Raw genomic sequence first — 23,578 nt, forward strand, 5'->3', positions numbered from 1 at the left:
GAGCGTCCTGCACGACACGTTGTCACCGCGTCGCATGCACCTGCCCACCTATCCCTTCGCCGGGCAGCGGCACTGGGTCACCCCCCGCCGCGGCGAGGCAGGCGCGTCCGAGCGGACGCGCGCCGCGACCACCGAGGCGTCGAGCGAGGGGCCCGTGGGTGTGCCGGAGGACGGCGGCGTCCACTGGCGGTTCGTCCCCGAGGACGAGGAACTGCCCGCACCGTCCATGGACACGGCGCGCCCCGGGCACACGGCCGAGGAGAGGGCGCGGGGCTTCCTGCGTCAGCTGGTCGCCGCGCGTCTGGGACGGCCGGTCCGCGAGATCGGCGCCCACGACGGCCTGATCGCCACGGGGCTGACCTCGCTGGGGGCCGTCGGCCTGACCAGGGACCTGGTCGCCACGGTCGACCCGGGGTTCCTGCCCAGCACGCTGTTCGAGCACGGCACGATCGCCGAGCTGGCCGCGCACCTGGCCGTGCGGCGCCGTGCGGAACTGTCGCGCCTGGTGGCCGCGAGAACAGAGGAACAGCCCCGCCTCCAGCGGCCCGAGCGGGCGGACGGCCCGAAGCCGGAGGTCCTGGCGGTGCTCGAGCGCCTGCAGACCGGCGCCCTGCACCTGGACGACGCCATCGCGCTCCTCGACACAGGAAGAAACGAGAAGTGAAGCACGAGCTCAACGCCCTCATCGCGGACTACCGGGCGGGCAGGATCAGCGGCAGTGAGGTCGGGGATCTGCTGCGTGAGCTGCGGCGGCAGCCGCCGCAGGGGCGTCCCGCGCCGTCCGGCTCGGGGGCGCGCACCTACGGGCTCTCCGAGGGACAGCACGGTCTGTGGGCGCTCCAGCGGGCGTACCCGGACATGGCCGCGTACAACGTGCCGCTGTGCTTCCGCGTCCTCCACCTGGACGTACCTGCCTTCCAGAAGGCATGCCGGGCGCTGGTGGCACGTCATCCGGTGCTCAGCACGGTGATCCACCGGGAGGGGGACACCCCCTGCCAGTCGGTCGACCCCGGCCGGGAGCCCGACTTCGCCCGGGTCGATCTGACAGGTGTCGCCGACGAGGGCGAGGCGCTGGCGGCCGTCCGACGCGAGAGCAAGAGGCCGTTCGTCATGGACGGCACCTCCGCGGACGGAGAGGGCCTGTTCCGGGTCCGTGTCTTCGACCGCCCGGCGCACGGGTCGATCGTGCTGATCACCGTCCACCACGTCATCTTCGACGGCAGCTCGGCGAGGCTGCTGATGACCGCGCTGTTCGAGGCGTACGAGGCGCTGCGGGGCGGGGCCGGGCCGGTGGCGCCCACGGATCCCGGGAGCGGGACCGGCGCGGGCTTCCACGACTTCGTGGACGGGGAACGGCGGACTCTGGCCGAGCGCGGCGGGGAGCTCCTCCCGTACTGGCGCGACCGGCTCGCCGGACCGCTGCCCGTTCTGGACCTGCCGACCGACCGGGCCCACACGGTGCTGACGGACCGCTTCGCCGGGGACACCCGTGCCGACCGGGTGCCCGCGGAACTCGTCACCCGCATCAGGGAGACGGCCGCCGGCCTGCGCGTCTTCGTCTCGACGGCGATGCTCACCGCCTACGCGGCGACCCTTGCCTCGTACTCCGGCGATTCCGGGGCGGCCGAGGCCCGGCGCGAGCTGATCGTCGGAATGCCGGTGAACGAGCGCGGCGGCGAGGAGCTCGCCGAGGCCATGGGGCTGATGATCAACATGGTGCCGGTCCGCGTCGCGCTGCCGGACGGGGCCACGTTCGGTGAGATCGTCTCCGCCGTGCAGCGCGACGTCGCCGACGACATGCTGCACAGCCACCCCTTCTCCGCGCTGGTCCGGGAACTCCGGCCGGACACGCCCCCCGGCCGCTCCCCGGTGTTCCAGGCGGCGTTCGTCTTCCAGGACGTCCTCGACGGCATCTCCGGTCCTGGCCGGCCGTACGAACTCGTCGAGGAGCTTCACCAGGAGGGGGAGTACGAGCTCTCACTGGAGGTCTGGGGCAGCGGCGACGCCTTCACCTTGTACTGGAAGTACCAGCCGGAGCTCTACAGCCGCTCCTTCGTCGAGCGGCTCGGGGAGCGTTTCGTACGCGTCCTGACGGCGGTGTGCGACGAGCCCGGAACGCCCCTGGCCGAGCTGTGCGAGCGGTTCGCGGACACGGCCGGTACCGAAGAGACCTGCGTGCACGGCCTCTTCGAGGAGGCGGCGCGCCGGACCCCCGACGCGATCGCGGTCGCCAGTCAGGAGGAGGTGCTGACCTACGAGGCGCTGAGCCGCCGCAGCGACGCCCTGGCCGCGTACCTCGTGGAGCGGGGGGTGCGGCGCAACGACCTGGTGGCCGTCCTGCTCGACAGGTCGGCCGACATGGTCGTCACGCTGCTCGGGATCCTCAAGTCGGGCGCGGCCTTCGTGCCCCTCGATCCGGAGCTGCCCGTCGCCCGGCTGACCGACATCGTCGCCGACAGCGGCACCGTCCTGATCGTCACCCAGGCACGTCACAAGGACCGCGCCCGGGACCTGTTCGACGGCCGTCCGCGCGCCGGTGGCGCCGAGGCGGTGCCGCCCTCGCTGCTGGTGATCGACGAACAGCGGGAGCGGACAGCGGCCGCCGCCCCGGCCGACGGGCCGGTGCGGGTCGAGGTGAGCGGGGACGACCTCGCCTACGTCATCTACACCTCCGGGAGCACGGGCCGCCCCAAGGGCGTGATGATCGCCCACCGGGGCTTCGGCGATCTGCTGCGCTCGATGCGGCGGGAGCCCGGCATGGGCGCGGCGGACACCCTCTTCGCCGTCACCACCATCAGCTTCGACATGGCACAGGTCGAGCTGTTCCTGCCCCTGGTCAGCGGTGCCCGCTGCTATGTCTGCGACAGCCCGACGATCAAGGACGTCGAGCGCCTCAAGGAGCGCGTCGCCACGGTGCGGCCCACCGTCATGCAGGCGACGCCCGCGACCTGGAGCATGCTCTTCCACTCCGGCTGGCGCAATCATGAGGGCGTACGGATCCTCTGCGGCGGCGAGGCACTGCCCAGGACGCTGAAGGAGTACTTCCGGGACACCGGCTGCGAGGCGTGGAACCTGTACGGGCCGACGGAGACCACCGTCTACGCCACGGGCGGACGCATTCGCTTCGACGCCCCGACCACCATCGGCAGGCCGGTCGCCGGCGCCCGGGTCCACATCCTCGACGAGCGGCTGCGGCCGGTGGCGGCCGGGGAGACCGGTGAACTGTGTGTCGCCGGTACCGGAGTGGCCCGGGGCTACGTGAACCGTCCCGACCTGACCGCGAAGAACTTCATCGACCACGACCTCGTGCCCGGCGGCAAGCTCTACCGCACCGGAGACCTGGCCCGCTGGACCGGGGACGGCGAGATCGACTACCTCGGCCGGCTGGACTTCCAGGTGAAGATCCGTGGGTACCGGATCGAACCGGGTGACATCGAATACCACCTGGGCAGGCATCAGGACGTCGCCCGGTGCGTGGTCGTGGCGCGCGGCGAGGACGGCGCCAAGCAGCTTGTCGCGTACTACGTCCCGCGCCTCGCGGGACCCGCGGGTGACCCCTCCGGGACGTTCAAGGAGCATCTGCGCGGGCTGCTGCCGGCGTACATGGTTCCCGACTTCTTCGTGGCGATCGACGCCGTCCCGCTGACGGGCAGCGGCAAGGTGGACCGCAACGACCTGATCGCGCGGGAGGTGTCGTCGGCCGGGGCCCCGCCGGTGCCCGTGGATCCCGCGACGCACGCGGTTTCCCGGGCGCCGGGGGCCGCCGGGACCGATGCCGGGGCCGACGCCGAGAAGGAGGTCCTCGCCATCTGGCAGGACGTCCTCAAGGTACGGGACCTCGCCCCCACCGCCTCCTTCTTCGAGGTGGGCGGCAACTCCCTGTCGGCCGTCGTCCTCGCCGACCGGATCAGCCGGCGGCTCGGGATGCCGTTCGCGGCCGCCGATCTGTTCAAGTACGCCACCGTGCGCAGCATCGCGGCGCGGGCGCGGGCCGTCGCCCCCGCGCCGACTGCGGCCCCCGCGCCGGATGCCGTACGTGTCCCGGAACCGGAGCCCGTGTCCCAGCCGAAGGCCGGGACCGGTGGAGGGCCCGTGCCCGAGGACGCGGTGGCGATCGTCGGCATCGCCTGCCGCTTCCCGGGAGCCCGCGATCACTGGGAGTTCTGGGAGAACCTCAAGCGGGGCGACGAGGCCGTGCGCCGCTGGACGGAGGAGGAGCTGCGCGAGGCCCGTGTGCCCGAGCACGTGCTGCGCGACCCGGCCTACGTCCCCTTGCGCTCCTCCATCGAGGGCAAGGAGGACTTCGACGGAGAGTTCTTCCGGCTCTCCCCGAACCACGTGGAGCTGATGGACCCGCAGTTCCGTCAACTCCTGCTGCACGCCTGGAAGGCCGTCGAGGACGCGGGTCACGACCACCGCGACATCCCCGACACCGCCGTCTACGTCTCCACCGGCAACCACTTCTACGGTGCGCCGGACGACACCGCCGAGAACCCTGCCGCCGTGCTCGACGACCCCCGCCAGTACCTGTCCTGGGTCATGAGCCAGAGCGGCACGGTCGCCTCGATGATCTCGTACCAGCTCGGCTTCGGCGGACCGAGCATGTCCGTGCACTCCAACTGCTCCTCCTCGCTGACCGCGCTCTCCCTGGCGGCCCGCGCGGTGCTGGCGGGGGAGTCGGGCTTCGCGCTCGTGGCGGCCGCCTCCGCGAACAGCGTCGACGGCCTCGGCTACATCCACCAGCCGGGTCTCAACCTCTCCGGCGACGGACACGTCAAGGCGTTCGACGCCGATGCCGACGGCATGGTCGGCGGTGAGGGAGCCGTGGCCCTGCTGATCCGCCGCGCGTCCGACGCCGTCGCCGACGGCGACCACATCTACGGCCTGCTGCGCGGTATCGCCACCAACAACGACGGCGGGGACGCCACCGGCTTCTACAGCCCCAGCGTCAACGGGCAGAGCCGGCTGATCCGGACGGTTCTGGAACGCACCGGCGTCGCCCCCCGTTCCATCGGCTACGTCGAGGCGCACGGCACCGGTACGAAGCTGGGCGACCCCGTCGAGCTGGCGGCGCTGACCGAGGCGTACCGGGAGCACACGGACGACACCGGCTACTGCGGCATCGGCTCGGTGAAGTCGAACATCGGCCACCTCGACACGGCCGCCGGACTCGCGGGCACCGTCAAGGTCCTCCTCAGCCTCTACCACGGGCAGATCCCGCCGACCCTGCACTACAACCGGCCGAACCCGCAGCTGCGGCTGGACACTTCACCGTTCCAGGTCGTGGACCGGCTGCAGGTCTGGCCGGCCGGCGACACCCCGCGCCGCGCCGCGCAGAGCTCCATCGGGCTCGGCGGGTCCAACGCGCACGCCGTCTTCGAGGAATACGTACGCGACGGCGGCCCGGCCACCACGGAGAAGAGGGCGGCCGCGGACACCGGCGGCGACTCCGTGCCCCAGCTGGTGCCGCTCTCGGCCCGCACGGCCGACGACCTCGTGCGCGCGGCCGCCGGGCTGCTGCGGTACCTGCGCGGCCCCCGGGGCGCCTCGGCGCGCCTGGACGACCTGGCTCACACACTCCAGGTGGGCCGGGTGGCGATGGCCTGCCGGGTGGCGTTCGTCGTGCGCGACCCGCGCCGACTGGCGGCCGAGCTGGAGGCGTTCGTCCAGGACCCGACCGGTGACGGATCGCCCCGGCGCTTCACGGGCGGGCGGCCGGGGAACGGGGGCCGGGCGACCGAGCGGCAGGACGCGAGGACCCGGGACGCCAAGCTCGCGCGCCGACTGGCCGAAGGCAAGCTCAAGAAGGCCGCCAAGGCGTGGGCGGACGGCGCCGAAGCCGACTGGAGCCTCCTGCCCCGTCCGCGTGCGGCCCGGCGCGTCAGCCTGCCGGGGTACGCCTTCGGGCCCGTGGCCCACCCGTGGCCCGCACCGGCCCGGCGTACTCCACGGGAGCTCCCCGGGACACCGACGCGGCGGGGGGCCACGACGGACGGCGAGCCGCCCGCGCGACTGCACCCGCTGCTCCACGAGAACGTGTCCGGACCGGACGGACAGCGCTACCGCTCCCGCTTCACCGGCGACGAGTACGTGCTGGCCGACCACGTCGTCGGCGGCAGGCGGCTGCTGCCCGCCGTGGCCGGCCTGGAGATGGCGTACACCGCAGTCCAGCGTGCTCTGACCGGCGCTGAGAGCGAGGGCGGGAGGACCGTCCTCAAGAACGTCACCTGGGTGCGCCCGGTGGTCGTCGGCGACGAGGGCCGCGCCATCGAGTTCACCCTTGCCCCGGAACCGCGCCGCACGCAGGAGGAGGCGGACGGTGCCACGGGCGCGGGACCGCTGCGCTTCGAGCTCCTGAGCGACGGCGGCCGCTCGCACGTCCAGGGCCGGGCCGTGACCGAGCCCGCCGTGGCCCCGCCGGACATCGCACTGGACGGGCTGCGCTCGCGCCTTCGGCTGCGGTCGCTGTCCGGGGCGGAGTGCTACGCGCACATCGCACGCGCGGGCGTCGAGTACGGGCCGGGCTTCCGTCTCGTGAGGACCCTGCACCGGGGAGAATCCGACGGGCGCCGCGAGGTGCTCGCCGAGCTGTCGTTGCCCGGGTACATGGTCGGCTCACTGGCCGACTACACCCTTCACCCGGGCTTCCTGGACGCGGCGATCCACGCCTCACTCGGCCTGGACCCCGCGTTCGACACGGCCGCCGGTCCGGACACCACCTCCGACGGGCGCGGGGCGACCCCTGTCCCGTTCGCGCTCGACCGGCTCGACGTCCACGCGCCCTTCGGCGTGACGATGTACGCATGGGTGCGGCCGGCAACCGGACAGCGGGCCACCGGCGCGGGCCGGGTGCTCGACATCGACCTCATCGACGAGCGGGGCCGCGTCTGCGCGGTCCTGCGCGGACTCGCCTACCGGGAGCTCGAGGCGCCCGTGGACCGTCCCGCCCGCGCGTCGCGGCTGCGCACCCTGCTGCCCGTGTGGGAGCCGAGGCATCCCGGCGAGGCATCCCCGCAGACCACGGACGGCGAGGTGCTCGTCTTCGACTCCGGCGGCCGGCTGAGCGCGGGACTCCGGGCTCTTCACCCCCGCCACCGGGCGATCGGCCTTGTGCCGGGCGCCTCGATCCAGGAAACAGCCGACCGTATACGCGAAGCATCCACGGACCCCGCACGCCCGGGGAACACCGGCCGCATCGCGCAGGTCGTCTGGGTGGCCCCGGCCGAGGACCCCGGCGACGTGATCGGCGGCCAGGAACGCGGCGTGATCGAAGTCTTCCGGATCGTCAAGGCGCTGCTGGCGCTGGGCCACGGTACCCGGGAGATGACCTGGACGACGTACACCTTCGGTACCCAGCTCGTCCGCGAGCGGGACAGGGTCGCGGCGACGCACGCAGGTGTCCACGGGCTGATGGGCAGCCTGGCCGAGGAACACACCCGTTGGACGATCGACCTCGTCGATCTGCCCCACGAGCTCTCCGGCGAACCGGTCGACGCCCTGCTCGGCGGCGAACGACGACTGACCGGGGTGCGGCCCGGCGCCACCCTGGCCCTGCGCGGCGGGCGTTGGTTCTCGCAGGAACTGCTCCCCGTGACCGATCCGGAACCGGCCACCGGCCCGTACCGCCGGCACGGCGTCCACGTCGTCGTGGGCGGCGCGGGCGGTATCGGTGAGCTCTGGAGCCGCTCCATGGTCGAGCGATACCAGGCCTCGATCGTGTGGATCGGCCGCCGACCGCTGGACGAAGCGATCGAACGCAAGCTCGCCGGGCTCGCCGAACGCGCCCGGTCCGTCGGCGCGCGGGCCCCCCGCTACATCTCGGCCGACGCGAGTGACCGCGAGAGCCTGTTGTCCGCGTACCGGCAGATCAAGGAGGACCACCCGCGCATCGACGGTGTGGTGCACTCCGCGATCGTGCTGGCCGACAGGACGCTGACGCACATGGACGAGGACGTCTTCCGTGCGGCGCTCACTTCGAAGGTCGACGTCGGCGTCAACATCGCCGACGTGTTCAGCGCCGAGCCGCTGGACTTCGTCCTCTTCTTCTCCTCGGTGGAAAGCTTCGTGCGGGCCGCCGGTCAGGCGAACTACGCGGCCGGATGCACCTTCAAGGACGCCCTGGCGCACGAGCTCCAGCAGCGCGGACTGCCGCTGGTCAAGGCGGTCAACTGGGGCTACTGGGGGGTGACCGGAGTGGTCAGCGACCCCTTCTACCAGGAGCGCATGGCGGCTGTCGGCGTCGACTCGCTCGACCCCGACGACGCGCTGAACGCCCTGGAGTCGTTCCTCGGGAGCGAGCACAGCCAGGTCGTGCTGATGCAGACCTTCGATGACGAGGCGCTGCGCGGACTCGCGCTCGACGAGCGGCAGGGCAGTCATCCGGCCGTCCTGCCGTCCGTACGGGACGAGATCGTGGCGGCCCACCGTGCGCCGCGCGGCGAGGTGGAGCGGCTGCACGCGTTCCTGCCCCACCCGCGTATGTGCGAACTGGCGGCCCAGCTGCTCTTCGTCACGCTCCGGGACCTCGCTGCACGGGGCCGGGACAGCATGACCGGCCGTCCCGAGGGCCCGGACGCCCTGGAGGGCCTGGACCAGCGTGTGCTCGCCAAGTACGCCCGGTGGATGGAGGAGAGCGACCGGCTGCTCGCCCACGCCGGACTCGTGGAGCTCGTGGGCGACCGCCGCCAAGCCGGGCCGGCCGCTCGCGGTCTGGACCGGGCCGGACTGTGGCGGCAGTGGCACGCCGAGCGCGACGGATGGCAGCCCAACGAGAACCAGCGGGCACAGGCCGACCTGGTCGAGTCGTGCCTGCTGGCTCTGGGCGACGTCCTGACCGGCACCCGGCCGGCCACCGAGATCCTCTTCCCGGGCTCCTCCATGTCACGGGTCGAGGGCATCTACCGGGGCGACCCGGTCGCCGACTACTTCAACGACCGGTTGAGCGTCCTGTTGGCCGACGCCGTACGGGCCTGGAGCCGTGCCGACTCGTCGAGACGCCTGCGCATCCTCGAGGTCGGAGCCGGTACCGGTGCGACGAGCGCGAAGGTGCTGGAGGCCCTCGAGCCGTTCGGCGACCGCATCGCCGAGTACTGCTACACCGATCTGTCCAAGGCGTTCCTGTTCCGCGCCGAGGAGCGGCTGCGCCCCCGCTACCCGTACCTGACGACCCGGATCTTCGACGCGGGACGCCCACCCGGGGAGCAGGGCGTGGAGCCGGGCGGCTTCGACATCGTCGTGGCCACCAACGTGCTGCACGCCACCGCGGACATCTCCGGCACCCTGCGCAACGTCAAGGCGGCCATGCGCGGGGGCGGCCTGCTGTTCGTCAACGAGATGAGCCGCAACACGATCCTGGCCCACCTGACGTTCGGGCTGCTGGACGGATGGTGGCTGTACCGGGACGCCGACCTGCGCATTCCGGGAAGCCCCGTGCTGGCGGCCGACCGCTGGCTGGAGGTCCTGGAGGACGACGGCTTCCGTACCGGCGCCCAGCCGGACACCGCCGCACACGCCCTCGGCCAGCAACTGATCGTCGCCGAGAGCGACGGCCGCTTCCGCATCCGGACAGGACCGGAAAGAGCCGGAGGAGCCGAAGCAGCCGAGGGGAAGGCCGAGGCGGCCTCCGGTACGACGGTCGGTTCCGGCCGCGACCCCGGTTCCGGCGATGCATCCGGTGCCTCCGCTGCCTCGGAGGCATCTCTGCGCACGCACGTCACCGCCTATTTCGAACGGCTGATACGTGAGGCCCTGCGCCTCGCGGACACGGAGCTCGACCCGCACAAGGACCTGCACGACTACGGGCTGGACTCCATCCTGGTGTCCGGCATGAACAGCGCCGTCGCCAGGGACTTCGAGGACGTCAGCAGCACGCTCTTCTTCGAGCTGCGCACGCTGGACGAACTCGTCGAGCACTTCCTCGCGGACCGGCGTCCGGAGCTGCTGAGCCTGTTCCCGCAGGCACAGCAGCAGCCGTGGACCGGTGCTGTCGCCCCGGACGCCAGAGACAGTGGTGGCGCTTCACTCACCGCCCGCGCCACGGCGTACCTCACCGGGCTCGTCGCGCAGACGCTGAGGCTGGCACCCGAGCAACTCGCCGAGGACGCGGACCTCTTCGACCTCGGGCTCGACTCGATCCTCGTCATCCAGCTCAACAACATGCTGTCCCGGGACTTCGACGAGCTGAGCAGCACGCTGTTCTTCGACTGCCCGACGATCCGGGAGGCGGCCGAGCACTTCACCGCGTCGCATCCCGAGCGGCTCGCCGAGGTACTGGCGGGCGGCGCGACGGTGGCGGCCGGCCAGGCCGGCCCGGCTGCGCAGGCCACCCCGGCTGCCCCGCCCGTCCAGGAGTTCCGGCCCGCCCCGGCGGACGGCGGGTTCCGGCAGACCCCCGCACCGGCGCGGACCCGCGAACCGGCCCCCGCCCACTCCGCACCGGCCCGTACCGGGGACATCGCCGTCGTCGGTCTCGGCGGGCGCTACCCGGGAGCCGACAGCCCCGAGGAGCTGTGGCAGAACCTGGCCCGCGGCGAGAGCGCCACCGCCCCCTACCCGACGGACCGATGGTGGTGCCGCTGGGACGGCGAGGAGCGTCCCCAGGGCGGCTTCCTGGCGAACGTCTCCTCCTTCGACGCCGAGTACTTCGGTATCCCCGCGCGGGAAGCGGCTGCCATGGACCCCCAGGAGCGGCTCTTCATCGAGACGGTGCACGGTGCCGTGCAGGACGCCGGGTACACCGCCGGGGCACTGGCCGAGGGCGGCCGTGTCGGTGTGTTCGTGGGCGTCATGAACTCCACCTACAACGGGCGGACCGCCTACTCGTCGATCGCCAACCGCACCTCGTACCTCTTCGATTTCCAGGGGCCGAGCATCGCCGTCGACACGGCGTGCTCCGCCTCGCTGACGGCCGTCCACCTGGCTGTCGAAAGCCTCCACAGCGGTGACAGCCACTGCGCGATCGCGGGCGGGGTCAATCTGCTGCTCGACCCGGACCACTTCGAGGTGCTGGAGGAGCACGGACTGCTGTCGCCCGGCGACCGGTGCCGTCCGTTCTCCGAACGTGCCGACGGGTTCCTCGCGGCCGAGGGCGTCGGAGCCGTGGTGCTGCGGCCACTGGCGGACGCGGTCGCCGCCGGGGACCACATCTACGGTGTCATCAAGGGCAGCGCAGTCAACTCCGGCGGCCGTACCAGCCGCTACAGCATGCCCAGCCTGACGGCCCAGCGTGATGTGGTCGTACGGGCCATGGAGAAGGCCGGTGTCACGCCCGACACGATCAGCTACGTCGAGGCCCACGGCACGGCGACTCTCCTCGGCGACTCCATGGAGGTCTCGGCGCTGACCCGGGCCTTCGGCACGGCGCGCCAGGGGCAGTACTGCGCGATCGGCTCGCTCAAGTCCAACCTGGGCCACTGCGAGAGCGCGTCCGGCATCGCCGGGCTCACCAAGGTCCTGATGCAGCTGCGGCACGCGCGGCTCGCGCCCTCCATCAACGCCGAGGACCTGAACACCGGCATCGTCTTCAAGCGGTCGCCGTTCTTCGTCCAGCGAGAGCTCGCTCCCTGGACGCCGTCCGACGCGGAAGGGCGGCCTCTGCCGAGGCGCGCCGGCATCTCCTGCTTCGGCGCGGGTGGCTCGAACGCACATGTGATCATCGAGGAATACATGCAAGACGACGTCGCGGCCCGTGTGTTCGAGGAATCGGCCCACGAGGCCTGCCTGGTGCCGCTCTCGGCGCGCACTGCGGAGGAGCTGCGGGCTGTGGCCGGGCGGCTGTCGCACTTCCTCGAGGAGGCGGACCGCGCCGGGCGGCCGGTGCCGCTGCGCGACCTCGCGCACACCCTTCAGACCGGTCGCGACGAGCTGCCCGTCCGGCTCGCTCTCGTCGTCCACTCCACCGTGGAGCTCGCCGGCCGGCTGTCGGCGTTCCTCACCACTGGCGGCGTCGGTGAGGGCGAGTACGGCGAACTCACCGGTGCGCCGTCGCGGCGCGCGGGCGAGGCGGCGGATCCGGGTGTGGCGGCGGCCGTCGCCGCGGGGGACCTCCGGGCATCGGCGCGGCTGTGGCTGACCGGTGCGAGCGTGCCCTGGCGTGCGTTCCACGGAGCCCGTCCGCCCCGCCGTGTCAGCCTGCCGACGTACCCCTTCGGGCGGAAGGAGTACTGGTACGAGGACGAGAAGCCGTCGCCCGCGACGTACGGACCCGGGCGGGAGGACCGGCCGGAGCACGAGCACCGGCCTCAGCCGCAGCCGCAGCCGCAGCAGAAGCCGGAGCGGGAAGCGGAGGTGCCGCACGCCGCGCCGGCTGCCGCCCCGGGGGCCCGTGAATGGCTCCGCCGGGCGATCGGCGGGCAACTGGACACCCCGCCCCACGAGGTGCGGACCGACCAGGACTTCCTCGCGCTGGGGCTGTCCTCGACGGCCCTCGTCCACCTCGCCCGCCGGATCCAGCGGGAGCTCGACCCGGCGTTCGAGTCCGCGTCACTCTTCGAGCACACGACGGTGGACCAGCTGGCGGCCCACCTGGGCGGCGACCCCCGTGCGCAGGCCCCCGAGCCATCCGGGACGCCCGCGCCGCACCCTCTCCCCGAGGGCCACCCCCTCTCCGAGGACCAGCAGGGCCTGTGGGCCCTCCAGAGGGCAGCGCCCGGAGCGAGCGTGTACAACGTGCCGCTCTGCTTCCGGGTCACCGGGCTCCACACCCACGCTCTGCGCCGCGCCTTCGAGCACATGGTCGTCCGCCACCCCGTCCTGGGGGGCGTGGTGCGTGAGGAGCACGGCCGACTCGTCCTGGCACGGCCCGGCGCTCCCCGCCCCGCCTTCACCGAGCGAGGGCTGCCCGCTCTCGACCACGACGAGACGCTCGCGCTGCTGCGCCGGCACGCCAAGGAACCGTTCGACCTGGACAACGGGCCGCTCTGCACGCTCACCGTCTTCCGCACCCAGGGCGACGCATCGTGGGTCCTCCTGAACGCCCACCACCTCGTCCTCGACGGCGCCTCCGCCGTCGTCCTCGTGAAGGATCTCCTGGCCGCTCACCGGGCCGTGGCCGAGGGTCTGCCGATGCCTGACGACCCCCGGGCGCGCGCGAAATACGCGGAGTTCGTCGCCGAGGAGGCGGCGCTGCTGCGGGGCGAGGAGGGCACGGCCCGGCTCGCGTACTGGCAGAAGCAGCTGGCCGGCCCGCTGCCCGCGCCCGCGTTCCCCGCCGACCGGCCGCGCGCCACGCCCGGGCGCGGCGCGCTCGGCGCCACCGTGACGCGTCGCCTCACGGCGGAGCTGAGCGAGCGGATGTCGCGGTTCGCCCGCACCCACGGCGTCTACCCGTCGGCGGCGTTCCTGGCGGCGTACAACGTGCTGTTGCGCCAGTACACCCGACAGGACGACATCGTGGTCGGCATGCCGGTCAGCAACCGCACCGGCGCGCGCTTCGACGGCACCGTGGGCCACTTCGTCACCATGGTGCCCGTCCGGAGCCGGATGTCCGGGCGGCAGCCCTTCGCCGACCTGTGCAGGGACGTCCAGAAGACACTCTTCGACGGCATCGCCCACAGCTACCCGTTCGGGCCGCTCGTCCGCGAGCTCGGCCTCGGCACCACGGACGGCTCCGCGCCGGTCTTCAGCCACGCCTTCATGTACCAGGACTGGCACGAGGACGTCACCGCGGACAGCCCCTCCTTCACCCACGTCGAGGACATCCGCCAGGAGGGCGAGTACGAACTCGTCCTGGAGGTCGTCGAGCCGCACGGAGCGGAGGACCGGTACGCCGTCAACTGGAAGTACGACCCCGCGCTGTTCGACCGGGAGACGGCCGACCGGCTGCTGCGCCAGTACGTGCACCTGCTGGAGACCGTCCCCGCCGCGGCACCCGCGCGAGCCGTCGACGACTGCTCGCTGGTGTCGCCGGAGGAACTGCACACCCTCACCGTGGAGTGGAACGACACCGTGGTGACCCGCCCGGAGCGGTGGGCGCACGAACTGTTCGCCGAGCGGGCCGCCCGCACCCCGGACGCGATCGCGCTCACCGACGGGACCGAGACCCTGACCTACGCGGAGCTCGACGAGCGTTCGAGCCGGCTCGCCGGCCGGCTGCGCGGGCTCGGCGTCGGACCCGGAAGCCTGGTCGCCGTCCACCTGGAGCGGTCGCCCGAGCTGGTCGTGGCGCTGCTGGCCACGATGCGGGCCGGCGGCGCGTACATCCCGCTCGACCCGGCGTACCCCAGGGACCGGATCGCGTACATCCTCGACGACGCCGCGCCGCACATGATCCTCAGCGTCTCGGCGCTGGCCGGGCAGCTGCGGGAACTCGACCAGGGCGCCGAGACCGACGGCCGCCGTGTGCTCCTGATCGACGGTACGGACCCAGGGCCCGACCGGGCGCACCACGACGGGACCGCCCTCCGGACGACCGGCGCGGACGCCGACAGCCGGGTGACCGGTTCCGATCCTGCGTACGTCATCTACACCTCGGGCAGCACCGGCAGCCCCAAGGGTGTCGTGGTGCCCCACAGCGCGCTCGCCAACTTCCTGTGCGCGATGGCCGAGCGGCCGGGAATGTGCGCGGACGACCGGATCCTGGCGGTGACGACGCACAGCTTCGACATCGCCGCCCTGGAGCTGTACCTGCCACTGATCACCGGAGCGCAGTGCCATCTCAGCGACGCCGCCACCGCCCGCGACGCGGGGCGGCTCACGGAGCTGATCGCCCGCGTACGGCCGACCGTGATGCAGGCGACGCCCGCGACCTGGACGATGCTGCTCCATTCGGGCTGGACCAACGAGGAACGCGTCCGCGTCCTGTGCGGCGGTGAAGCGCTATCCGAGACACTGAAGGAGCGCCTGGTCGCGCTCGACTGCGAGGTCTGGAACCTGTTCGGACCCACCGAGACGACGGTGTGGTCCACGGTGGCACGGATCGAGGCGGACAAGCGCGTCACGATCGGCCGCCCCATCGACAACACCTGGGTCCACATCGTGGACGGGCAGGGTCGCATCGCCCCCGTCGGCGTACCCGGCGAACTTTGCGTCGCGGGCGAGGGACTCGCCCTCGGCTACCTCAACAAGCCCGGACTGACCGCGGAGCGGTTCCCCGACAACCCCTTCCCGCCCGGCGGCAGGATGTACCGGACCGGGGACCTGGCGCGCCGGCTCAGCGACGGCACCATCGAGTGCCTGGGCCGTATCGACTCCCAGGTGAAGGTCCGGGGCTTCCGCGTCGAACTCGGCGAGATCGAGCACGTCCTGACCCGGCACCCGGCCGTGCGCGAGTGCGCCGTCGTCGCCAGGGAAGGCACGGCGGACGGCGGCACCCAGCTCGTCGCGTACTGGACCCAGGCCCCGGGCGTCGCGCGCGCCACCTCCCGGGAACTGCTCCGGCACCTGGGCCGCAGCGTGCCGGACCACATGGTTCCGGCCTTCGCCCTCCCGATCGACAGGCTTCCGCAGACCCCGAACGGCAAGGTCGACCGCCTGACGCTGGCGCGACGGCCCGTGACGCTGCCCGAGGAGCCGGCCGGCGCCGTCGCCGTGGCGGCCCCGGAGGAGGACGACGTACTGACCCTCTGGCGTGAGGTGCTGGGCGTCGACAACCTCCGGCCCACGGACGCCTTCCTGGAGGCGGGCGGCAACTCCGTGCTGGCGGTTCTGCTCGCCGATCGCGTCGCCCAGCGGTTCGACGTGTCCTTCACGGCGGCCGATGTCTTCCGCTGCGCCCACGCGCGGGGAACGGGTGCCCACCTGCGCACCCTCCTGACCACGGCGCCGGTCCCGGTCGCCGAGGCCCCCGCCCCGGCCTCGGACACCGGCCCCGGCCACGGCACCGACAGGAGTGAGGCCGGCACCACCGTGGGCGACACCGTCGCCCCTGCCGAACCGCCCGCATACCTCGCGGACAGCGTCGCCGTCATCGGCATGTCCGTCGGACTGCCCGGAGCCGACGACCACCACCAGTTCTGGCGCAACCTCCTCGCGGGCCAGGAGAGCGTGGAGTTCTGCCCGCCGGACGAGATGCGCCGCCTCGGCATCGACGAACGGCTGATCCAGGACCCGGCCCACGTGCCCGTGCGCGCCAGCATGCGCGGCAAGGGCTTCTTCGACCCGGGCTTCTTCCAGGTCTCGGCGCGGGACGCCGAACTGATGGACCCGCAGCTGCGGCAGCTGCTCCAGCACTCGTGGAAGGCGATCGAGGACGCCGGCCACCTGCCGGGCGACGTCGCGGACGCGGCGGTCTACATGTCCACCAGCAACGCCCTCTACCAGGCCCCGGTCGCAGGCCGTGACACCCGGCGGGACTCGGAGGCCCTGGTCGGCTTCCTCCAGGCCCAGCCCGGGACCATCCCGACGACCATCTCGCACAAGCTCGGACTGCGCGGTCCCAGCCTGTACGTCCACAGCAACTGCTCGTCCTCGCTCGCCGGACTGGCGCTCGCCTGCCAGGGCATCCTCTCCGGGCAGACCACGCACGCCCTGGCCGGCGGCTGCGGCATGTACGGCGAGAACACCGTCGGCTACCTGTACGAGGAGGGCATGACGCTCTCCTCCGACGGGCACTGCAAGCCCTTCTCGGCAGACGCGACCGGCATGATCGGCGGCGAGGGGGCCGTCGTGGTCCTCCTCAAGGACGCTGTGTCAGCCGTCCGCGACGGCGACCACATCCACGCGCTGGTGCGCGGCGTGGGGATGAACAACGACGGAGCACGGAAAGCCGGTTACTACGCGCCCAGCGTCGCGGGCCAGTCCGAGCTGGTCGCCTCGGTCCTCGACAGAACCGGCATCCACCCCGAGTCGATCAGGTACCTGGAGGCCCACGGCACCGGCACGGTGATCGGCGACCCGATCGAGGTCATGGCGGTGTCCGAGGCGTACCGGCGGCACACCGACGCGACCGGTTTCTGCGGCATCGGTTCCGTGAAGTCCAACCTCGGCCACCTCGACGCCGCCGCGGGCCTCGCGGGACTCGTCAAGACGGCCCTCGTCGTGGGCCGCCGTACGGTGCCGCCGACCATCAACCACGACGCCCCCAACCCGCAGATCGACTTCGGACAGTCGCCCTTCCACGTGGTGGACCGTCTGACGTCCCTGGCGCCCGGCGCCGCACCACTGCGGGCCGCGGTGAGCTCCTTCGGCATCGGCGGCACCAATGTGCACGCCATCCTGGAGGAGGCCCCGCCCCGGGCGGGCCGGGACGCGGTACTCGCCGGACCCCGTCTCGTACCCCTGTCGGCCCGGACCACCGAGAACCTGCGCCGTTACGCACGCGACCTCGCGCACCGACTGGCCGAGGAGGAGACGGCCCGGTCGACGGTCCCCCGCCTCGCCGACATCGCCTTCACCTTCCAGGTCGGGCGGACCGCCCTGGCGGAGCGGGTGGCCTTCGTCGTCCGCTCCGTGCCCGAACTCATCCGCGCGCTGCGGGACTTCGCCGACCGTACGGACGTGCCCGTGCGCGAGGGGGCCGGTGCGGCCCCGTCGCCCCTGCTCGACGACGAGGACCGACGAGGTCTCGTACGGCAGTGGCTGGCCGAGCGCAGGCTCGACAAGGTGGCGCGGCTGTGGGAGGCGGGCGATCCGGTCGACTGGGACCTGCTGTACGACAGCGGCCGGCGGCCGCACCGGGTCAGCATGCCGACGTACCCCTTCAGCGAGGAGTACTACTGGCTGTCCGGGGAGCCGGACGGGCCCGACGCCCCGCACACCTCCCAAGGAGTGCCCCGGGCACACGTCACCGGCCAGGAACGCGTCACGCCGGCGGCCGATGACATGTCGCAACCCCGTTTCTTCGAGGAGCGCTGGGTACCCTGCCCTCCCGGGACGGAACCTGACGGCCGGCGCCGAGCCGCGTCCGCCGGGCAGAACGTCGTGGTCTTCCTCACGGACCGCACGGCACAGGAGTCCTACCGGCGTGCCGCCCGCGAACACGCGCCGGGCGCCCGGCTGGTCTTCGTCGCACAGGCGAGCGGCCCGGCCGCCCCTGCCTCCGCCCACGCGGTGCACCGGAGCGACGAACGGAGCTGGCGACGCGTGCTCGGCGCCGTCGCCGAGGCACATGGCCGGATCGACGCCATCCACTACCTGTGGCCCACCGAACAGGACGGCGGAGTCGCCGTCCTGCGCGAGCTGACCGACGTCGGTGTGCTGGTGCGCGCACTCGCCGCCACGTCCCTGGACGTCCCCGACGTCCTCGTGGCCGGGCACTTCCGCGATGCCGTGGAACAGGCCGCCCTGGACTCGTTGACCGGCTACGAGCGTTCGCTGTCCAGGGTGCTCCCCGGCACCGCCCTGCGCGTCGTCCTGCACGACGGCGTCGCGGACGCCGAACGCTGGGCCGGCCTGCTCCTCACCGAACAGCACCAGGAGGTCAAGGCAGGTGCCCTCTACCGAGCGGGCCGACGCCATGTCTGCCGGGTCGAAAGCGTCGGCCTCCCCGCGCCGCACGGCCCTTCGGCCCTCCGGGAGGGCGGCACGTATCTCGTCACCGGAGCCTTCGGCGGTCTGGGCCGCCGTCTCGCGGAGCACCTCGCCGGGGCGTACCGGGCGAACCTGGTGCTGCTGGGCCGCTCACCGCTGCGGCCGGCCGACGAGGCGTGGGCGGAGCATCTGCGCCGTGACGGCGGAGAGATCGTCTGCCGCCGTGCCGATGTGTCCGACGAGGAGGCGCTCGTCCGGCTCCTGGACGGTCTGCCGTCCTCCGTGCGCGCCATCGACGGTGTCATCCATGCCGCCGGCACGGCGCAGGCACTACCGCTGACCGAGAAGACCCGCGACGCGATCGAGGACGTCCTCCGTGCCAAGGTGCTCGGGACGCTGGCGCTGGAGCGGGCGCTCGACCGGGTGCCGGGCCCGAGCCCTGCACGGTTCGTCTGCCACTTCTCGTCGAGCTCCGCCACTCTGGGCGACTTCGGCAGCTGCGACTACGCGGTGGCCAACCGCTTCCAGGCGGCGTACGCACGTGCCCTGGACGGGCGCCGGTCCCCGCACCGGACCCTCGCCGTCCAGTGGCCCCTCTGGGAGGAGGGCGGAATGGGCGCGGCCGCCCAGCGGCAGCCGGACGGACGGTCCGGCCGTGACCTCGTCATGACCTACCTCGGCTCCAGCGGCCAGCAGCCGCTCGCCACCGATACCGGCCTCGCGCTCTTCGAGCGCTTCCTCACGGCCGCTCCCGCCGCCCCCCTCGTCCTGCACGCCTCCGCCGAGCGGGCACGGTCGCTGGTCGACCGCGCCGTCGCCGGCACGGTGACCCGGCCGTCTGCGATCGAGGAGACCCCGGCCGGCCGCGACGGGCTCCGCGCGGGACTCGCGGCAGCGGTCCGCGAGAGCGTGGCGCACGTCCTGAAGACACCCCTGGAGAGGCTCGACGACGGCAGCAACTTCGTCGACCTCGGCCTGGACTCGATCCGGCTGACGCAACTCGCCCACCGGCTGTCGGAACGCCTCGGCACACGTCTCCTGCCCACCGTTCTGTACGACCACCCCACCATCGGCCGCCTCACCGGGCACCTGACCGAGCAGGCCGCAGGGCTGCCGCTTCCGGGAACCGACGAGACGACCGGCACGAACGAGGCGGCCGGCGGCGGGTACGAGGCATCCGGCCAGGGCGGGGTGCCGGACCGGTACGACACGTCCGGCGAGGGCGCCCCCGCAGAAGGCCGAGCGGCGTCCGAGGGGTGCGCCGAGCCCGCCCTCGACGGTGCTCGTGAGGTGTTCTCCGGGAATGGCCGCACCGGCACCGACGAGCCGCGGGAACCGCTTCCGGGCGAGGCGCCGATCGCCGTCATCGGCATGAGCGGCATCTTCCCGGGCTGCCGGTCCGTCGACGACTTCTGGCAGGCGCTGACCGACGGCCGGGACCTCGTCACCGAGGTTCCGCCGGTGCGCTTCGGCGCCGCCGGGGCGCACCAGGAGGAGGAAGCGGCGAAACGCTACCCATGGGTGGGCGGCATCGACTGGGCGGACGAATTCGACGCGGCCTTCTTCGAGATCGCACCCAAAGAGGCCCGCACGATCGACCCGCGCCAGCGGCATCTGCTCCAGGAGATCTGGAAGGCACTGGAGGACGCCGCCCTGGGCGCCGAGGAACTGAAGAACAGCCGCGTCGGCGTGTTCGTCGGCGTGGAGCAGGGCGACTACCAGCTGCTGGTCGGGGACGGCGGCAGCCTCACCTCCAACCACGACGGCGTGCTGGCCGCACGACTGTCGTACTTCCTGGACCTCAAGGGCCCCGTGCTGGCCATCAACACGTCCTGCTCGTCCGGCCTGGTCGCCCTGCACCAGGCGTGCGCGAGTCTGCGCCGGGGCGAGTGCGACGTCGCCGTCGTCGCCGCGGCCAACTTCGTCCTCACCCCGCAGTCGCTCGCCGCGATGAACCGGGCGGGCATGCTGTCGGCCGAAGGCCGTTGCGCCACCTTCGACCGGCGCGCGGACGGGATGGTGCCCGGCGAGGCGGTGACGGCGCTGGTGCTACGCCCGCTCGACCGGGCCGAAGCCGAGGGGGACCCCGTCCACAGCGTGATCACCGCCGGCGGCATCAACTACGACGGCAGGACCAACGGCATCACCGCCCCCGCCGGAGAGGCACAGCGTGAGCTGCTGGAGACCGTCTACCGCCGGGGCGGAGTCGATCCCGAGGACCTGGGCTACATCGTCACCCACGGAACGGGGACCAGGCTGGGCGACCCCGTCGAGGTCAACGCCCTGCGCGAGGCGTTCCGCCCGCACACCGACAAGCAGGGGTTCTGCGCCCTCACCTCGACCAAGCCCAACGTCGGCCACACCTTCGCCGCCTCCGGCCTGGTCGGCCTGATCTGCCTGTCGGAGGCACTGCGTCACGGCACCATCCCGGCGAGCCTCCACTGCGAGCAGGACAACGAGTACATCGACTGGAGCGAGAGCCCGTTCTACGTCAACAAGTCGACCAAGGAGTGGGCACCGCCGCCGGGCAAGCCCCGCACGGGCGCGGTCAGCGCCTTCGGCATGAGCGGCACCAACGCCCACGTGGTCGTACGCGAGTACACCGGCGGGCCGTCGCCGGCCGCCCCGGCACAGCCGTACTACCTGCTGCCTCTCTCGGCGAAGACCGAAACGGCCCTGGAGCAGGTCGTCCGCCGGCTGGTCGACCGGATCGCGACCGGCGCACCGAGCGACGCCGACCTGCCGCGACTCAGCGCCACGCTGCTCACCGGGCGGCATCACTTCCGCCACCGCTGCGCCGTCGTCGTGAGCTCCCTCGACGAGGCCGTCGCGCTCTGGACGGCCGGCAGCCACTCGCGGTCCGACCGCCCGGCGCGCGCCGACGCGTGGTTCGGGGGCACGGTCCCCCGGGACTTCACCACCCGTGCGGCGGACGCCGAGCACATCCGGACCCGGCTGGAAGACTCCCTGGACACCCGGCTCGACCTCGCCCACCGCCGTGAGGCACTGGTGGACCTGGCCCAGCGCTACGTCGCGGGTCACACCATCCCGGGCCCGGAAGCGCGGCCGGGCGAAAGCCGTCCCACGAGGCTGCGCCTGCCCGCATATCCGTTCGCCAGGAACCGCTACTGGGTGGGCGGCGAACGGCCCGGCCCGACCACGTCGGTCTCCCCGCCGTCGCCGACGCCCACACCGACAGCGGCCTCGACGGTCACGGTTGCGCCCACGTCCACGGTTCCCGCCACGGCTGGTGCGCCGCGTCCCGTCGACGGGACGCGGACGGCGTCACGTGAGCCTGTCGTACTGACCGATCTTGCGGAGACACCGCACCGGCTCGAGGTCCGTCGGGGCGACCGCGACGCGGGCCGGGCCAGCCGGGAACGTCGTCACGCACGCGGAACGGTGTCCCTGACGCCGCTCTCGTCGCAGGAGCCAACGGCACCCGAGGCCGCCGCCCCGCCCAGGGCGCCGATCGCGGTGACCAGGGAGCACGACGTCCTGGAGGATCTCAAGACCGCCGCCGCCATAGATTTCGGCGGCATGGTCGCCACCCTCAACCGCACGGGCGTCATGGTCGAGCACCTGATCCCCTACTCCTCCGACTTCGCCGACTTCGCAGGCCTGCGAGGCGGGGAGGTGCTGGACATGGGCTGCGCCTACGGCGTCGCCAGCATCGCCGCGCTGGAGCGCGGGGCTCGGGTCGTCGCCCTGGATATGGAGCAGAAGCACCTGGACATCCTCGAGCAGCGCGTCAACGACGAGAGCAGGCATCTCCTGACTCTGCGACGGGGCACACTGCCTGACGTCGACTTCGAGGACGAGCGCTTCACCGCTGTGCACGCCGGCCGTGTCATGCACTTCCTCGACCCCGACGGGGTGCGGCTCATACTGCGCAAGATGTTCCGCTGGCTGACCCCGGGCGGAAAGGTGTTCCTGAGCACGGACTCGCCCTATTTCGGGTACTGGGCCTCCAAGGCCGCCGACTACGAGGAGCGCAAGCGGGCGGGCGACCCGTGGCCCGGGTACATCGACGACGTCGCCGCGCACTTCGACCCGGCCCATGTCGTCGGCGGACCGAGCCTGATCAACGCCCTCGACCCCGAGGTCTTCCGAAGGGAATGCGAGGCGGCCGGGTTCGCCGTGGAGCGCGCCGGGTTCTTCGGCGCCGTCGGAGTGGACCGGGAGTCGTACGGCGCTCCCGGCCCGGACATGGAGCATGTGGGCATCATCGCGCGCAAGCCGACGGGCCCGCCCGCACCCCACACCCACGCGACCCTCCCGCAGGCCGCGACCATGACCGAGACCACGACCGGGAGAGGGGGTGCGGCCGAGGCGCGGTCGGCCGACGGAACCCGGATCCACTACCGCGTCCGGGGCAGCGGCCCCACAGCACTGGTCCTCATTCACGGTCTGGGCTGTGACGCGTCGTACTGGGACCGCCAGATCCCCTCCTTCGAAGGGCGGTTCACCGTGATCGCCCTGGACCTCGCCGGGCACGGCCGGTCGGGCAACGACCGGCGGAAGTGGACCATCGAGGCGTTCGCCCAGGATGTGGCGGCCGTCGTCGAGCACGCCGGGGTGAGGGACGTGGTCCTGATCGGTCACTCGCTGGGCGGGCCCGTGATGCTGGCCGCCGCGCCGCTGCTGGGAGCATCGGTCCAGGGCATGATCGGCGTGGACACGCTCCACAACCTCGACCCCGAGCGACTGGACGCCGCCCGACTCGACCGTTTCGTCCGGTCGTTCTCGGACCAGCCGGTGAAGGCCCGGGAACTCTTCCTCGACACAGCGCGACAGGATCTGATCGAGCTGGTCGAGCGCACGCGTGCGCGGGTGGGCGGGGCGATCGTCTCGGCCGCGTTCCGCGAGATGCTGACGTACCTGCAGGACGTGCCGAAGCACTTCGACGTCCCGCTGGTTCTGGTCAACTCGACCTCCTGGATGCCGACGAACCTCGCCGCCGCACACAGATACGGCGTGGAGGTGGATCTGGTCGAGGGTGTGGGGCACTTCGTGATGCTGGAGGCGCCCGACACCTTCAATGCCTTGCTCGGACGGCGCATCGACCGCATGGTTCCACGGGCCGGGTACGACGGCGGACGCGGGGCGTCCGCAGAGGGCTCTGATGCATGATGTCCGAACCGCGTACTAAGATCCCGACCGGTAGCGATCT

General features: G+C 72.5%; 2 protein-coding genes (1 of these 2 cut by a window edge). Both read left to right on the top strand.

Annotated features, from left to right (window positions below):
* Positions 1-664, top strand: the final stretch of a protein-coding gene (locus ACWD04_RS24010) for an SDR family NAD(P)-dependent oxidoreductase (RefSeq protein WP_451135107.1). 14,015 nt of this gene lie to the left of the window's left edge; the window shows 664 of its 14,679 coding nt (coding positions 14,016-14,679); its start codon lies off the left edge, out of view; it ends in the stop codon at positions 662-664.
* Positions 661-23,538: an amino acid adenylation domain-containing protein gene (locus ACWD04_RS24015; RefSeq protein WP_451135109.1), complete on the top strand. Its 22,878-nt coding sequence runs from the start codon at positions 661-663 to the stop codon at positions 23,536-23,538. Before ACWD04_RS24010 ends, ACWD04_RS24015 begins: the two co-directional genes overlap by 4 nt.
* Positions 23,539-23,578 lie beyond the last annotated feature (40 nt).

The organism is Streptomyces sp. NPDC002911, assembly GCF_053591835.1.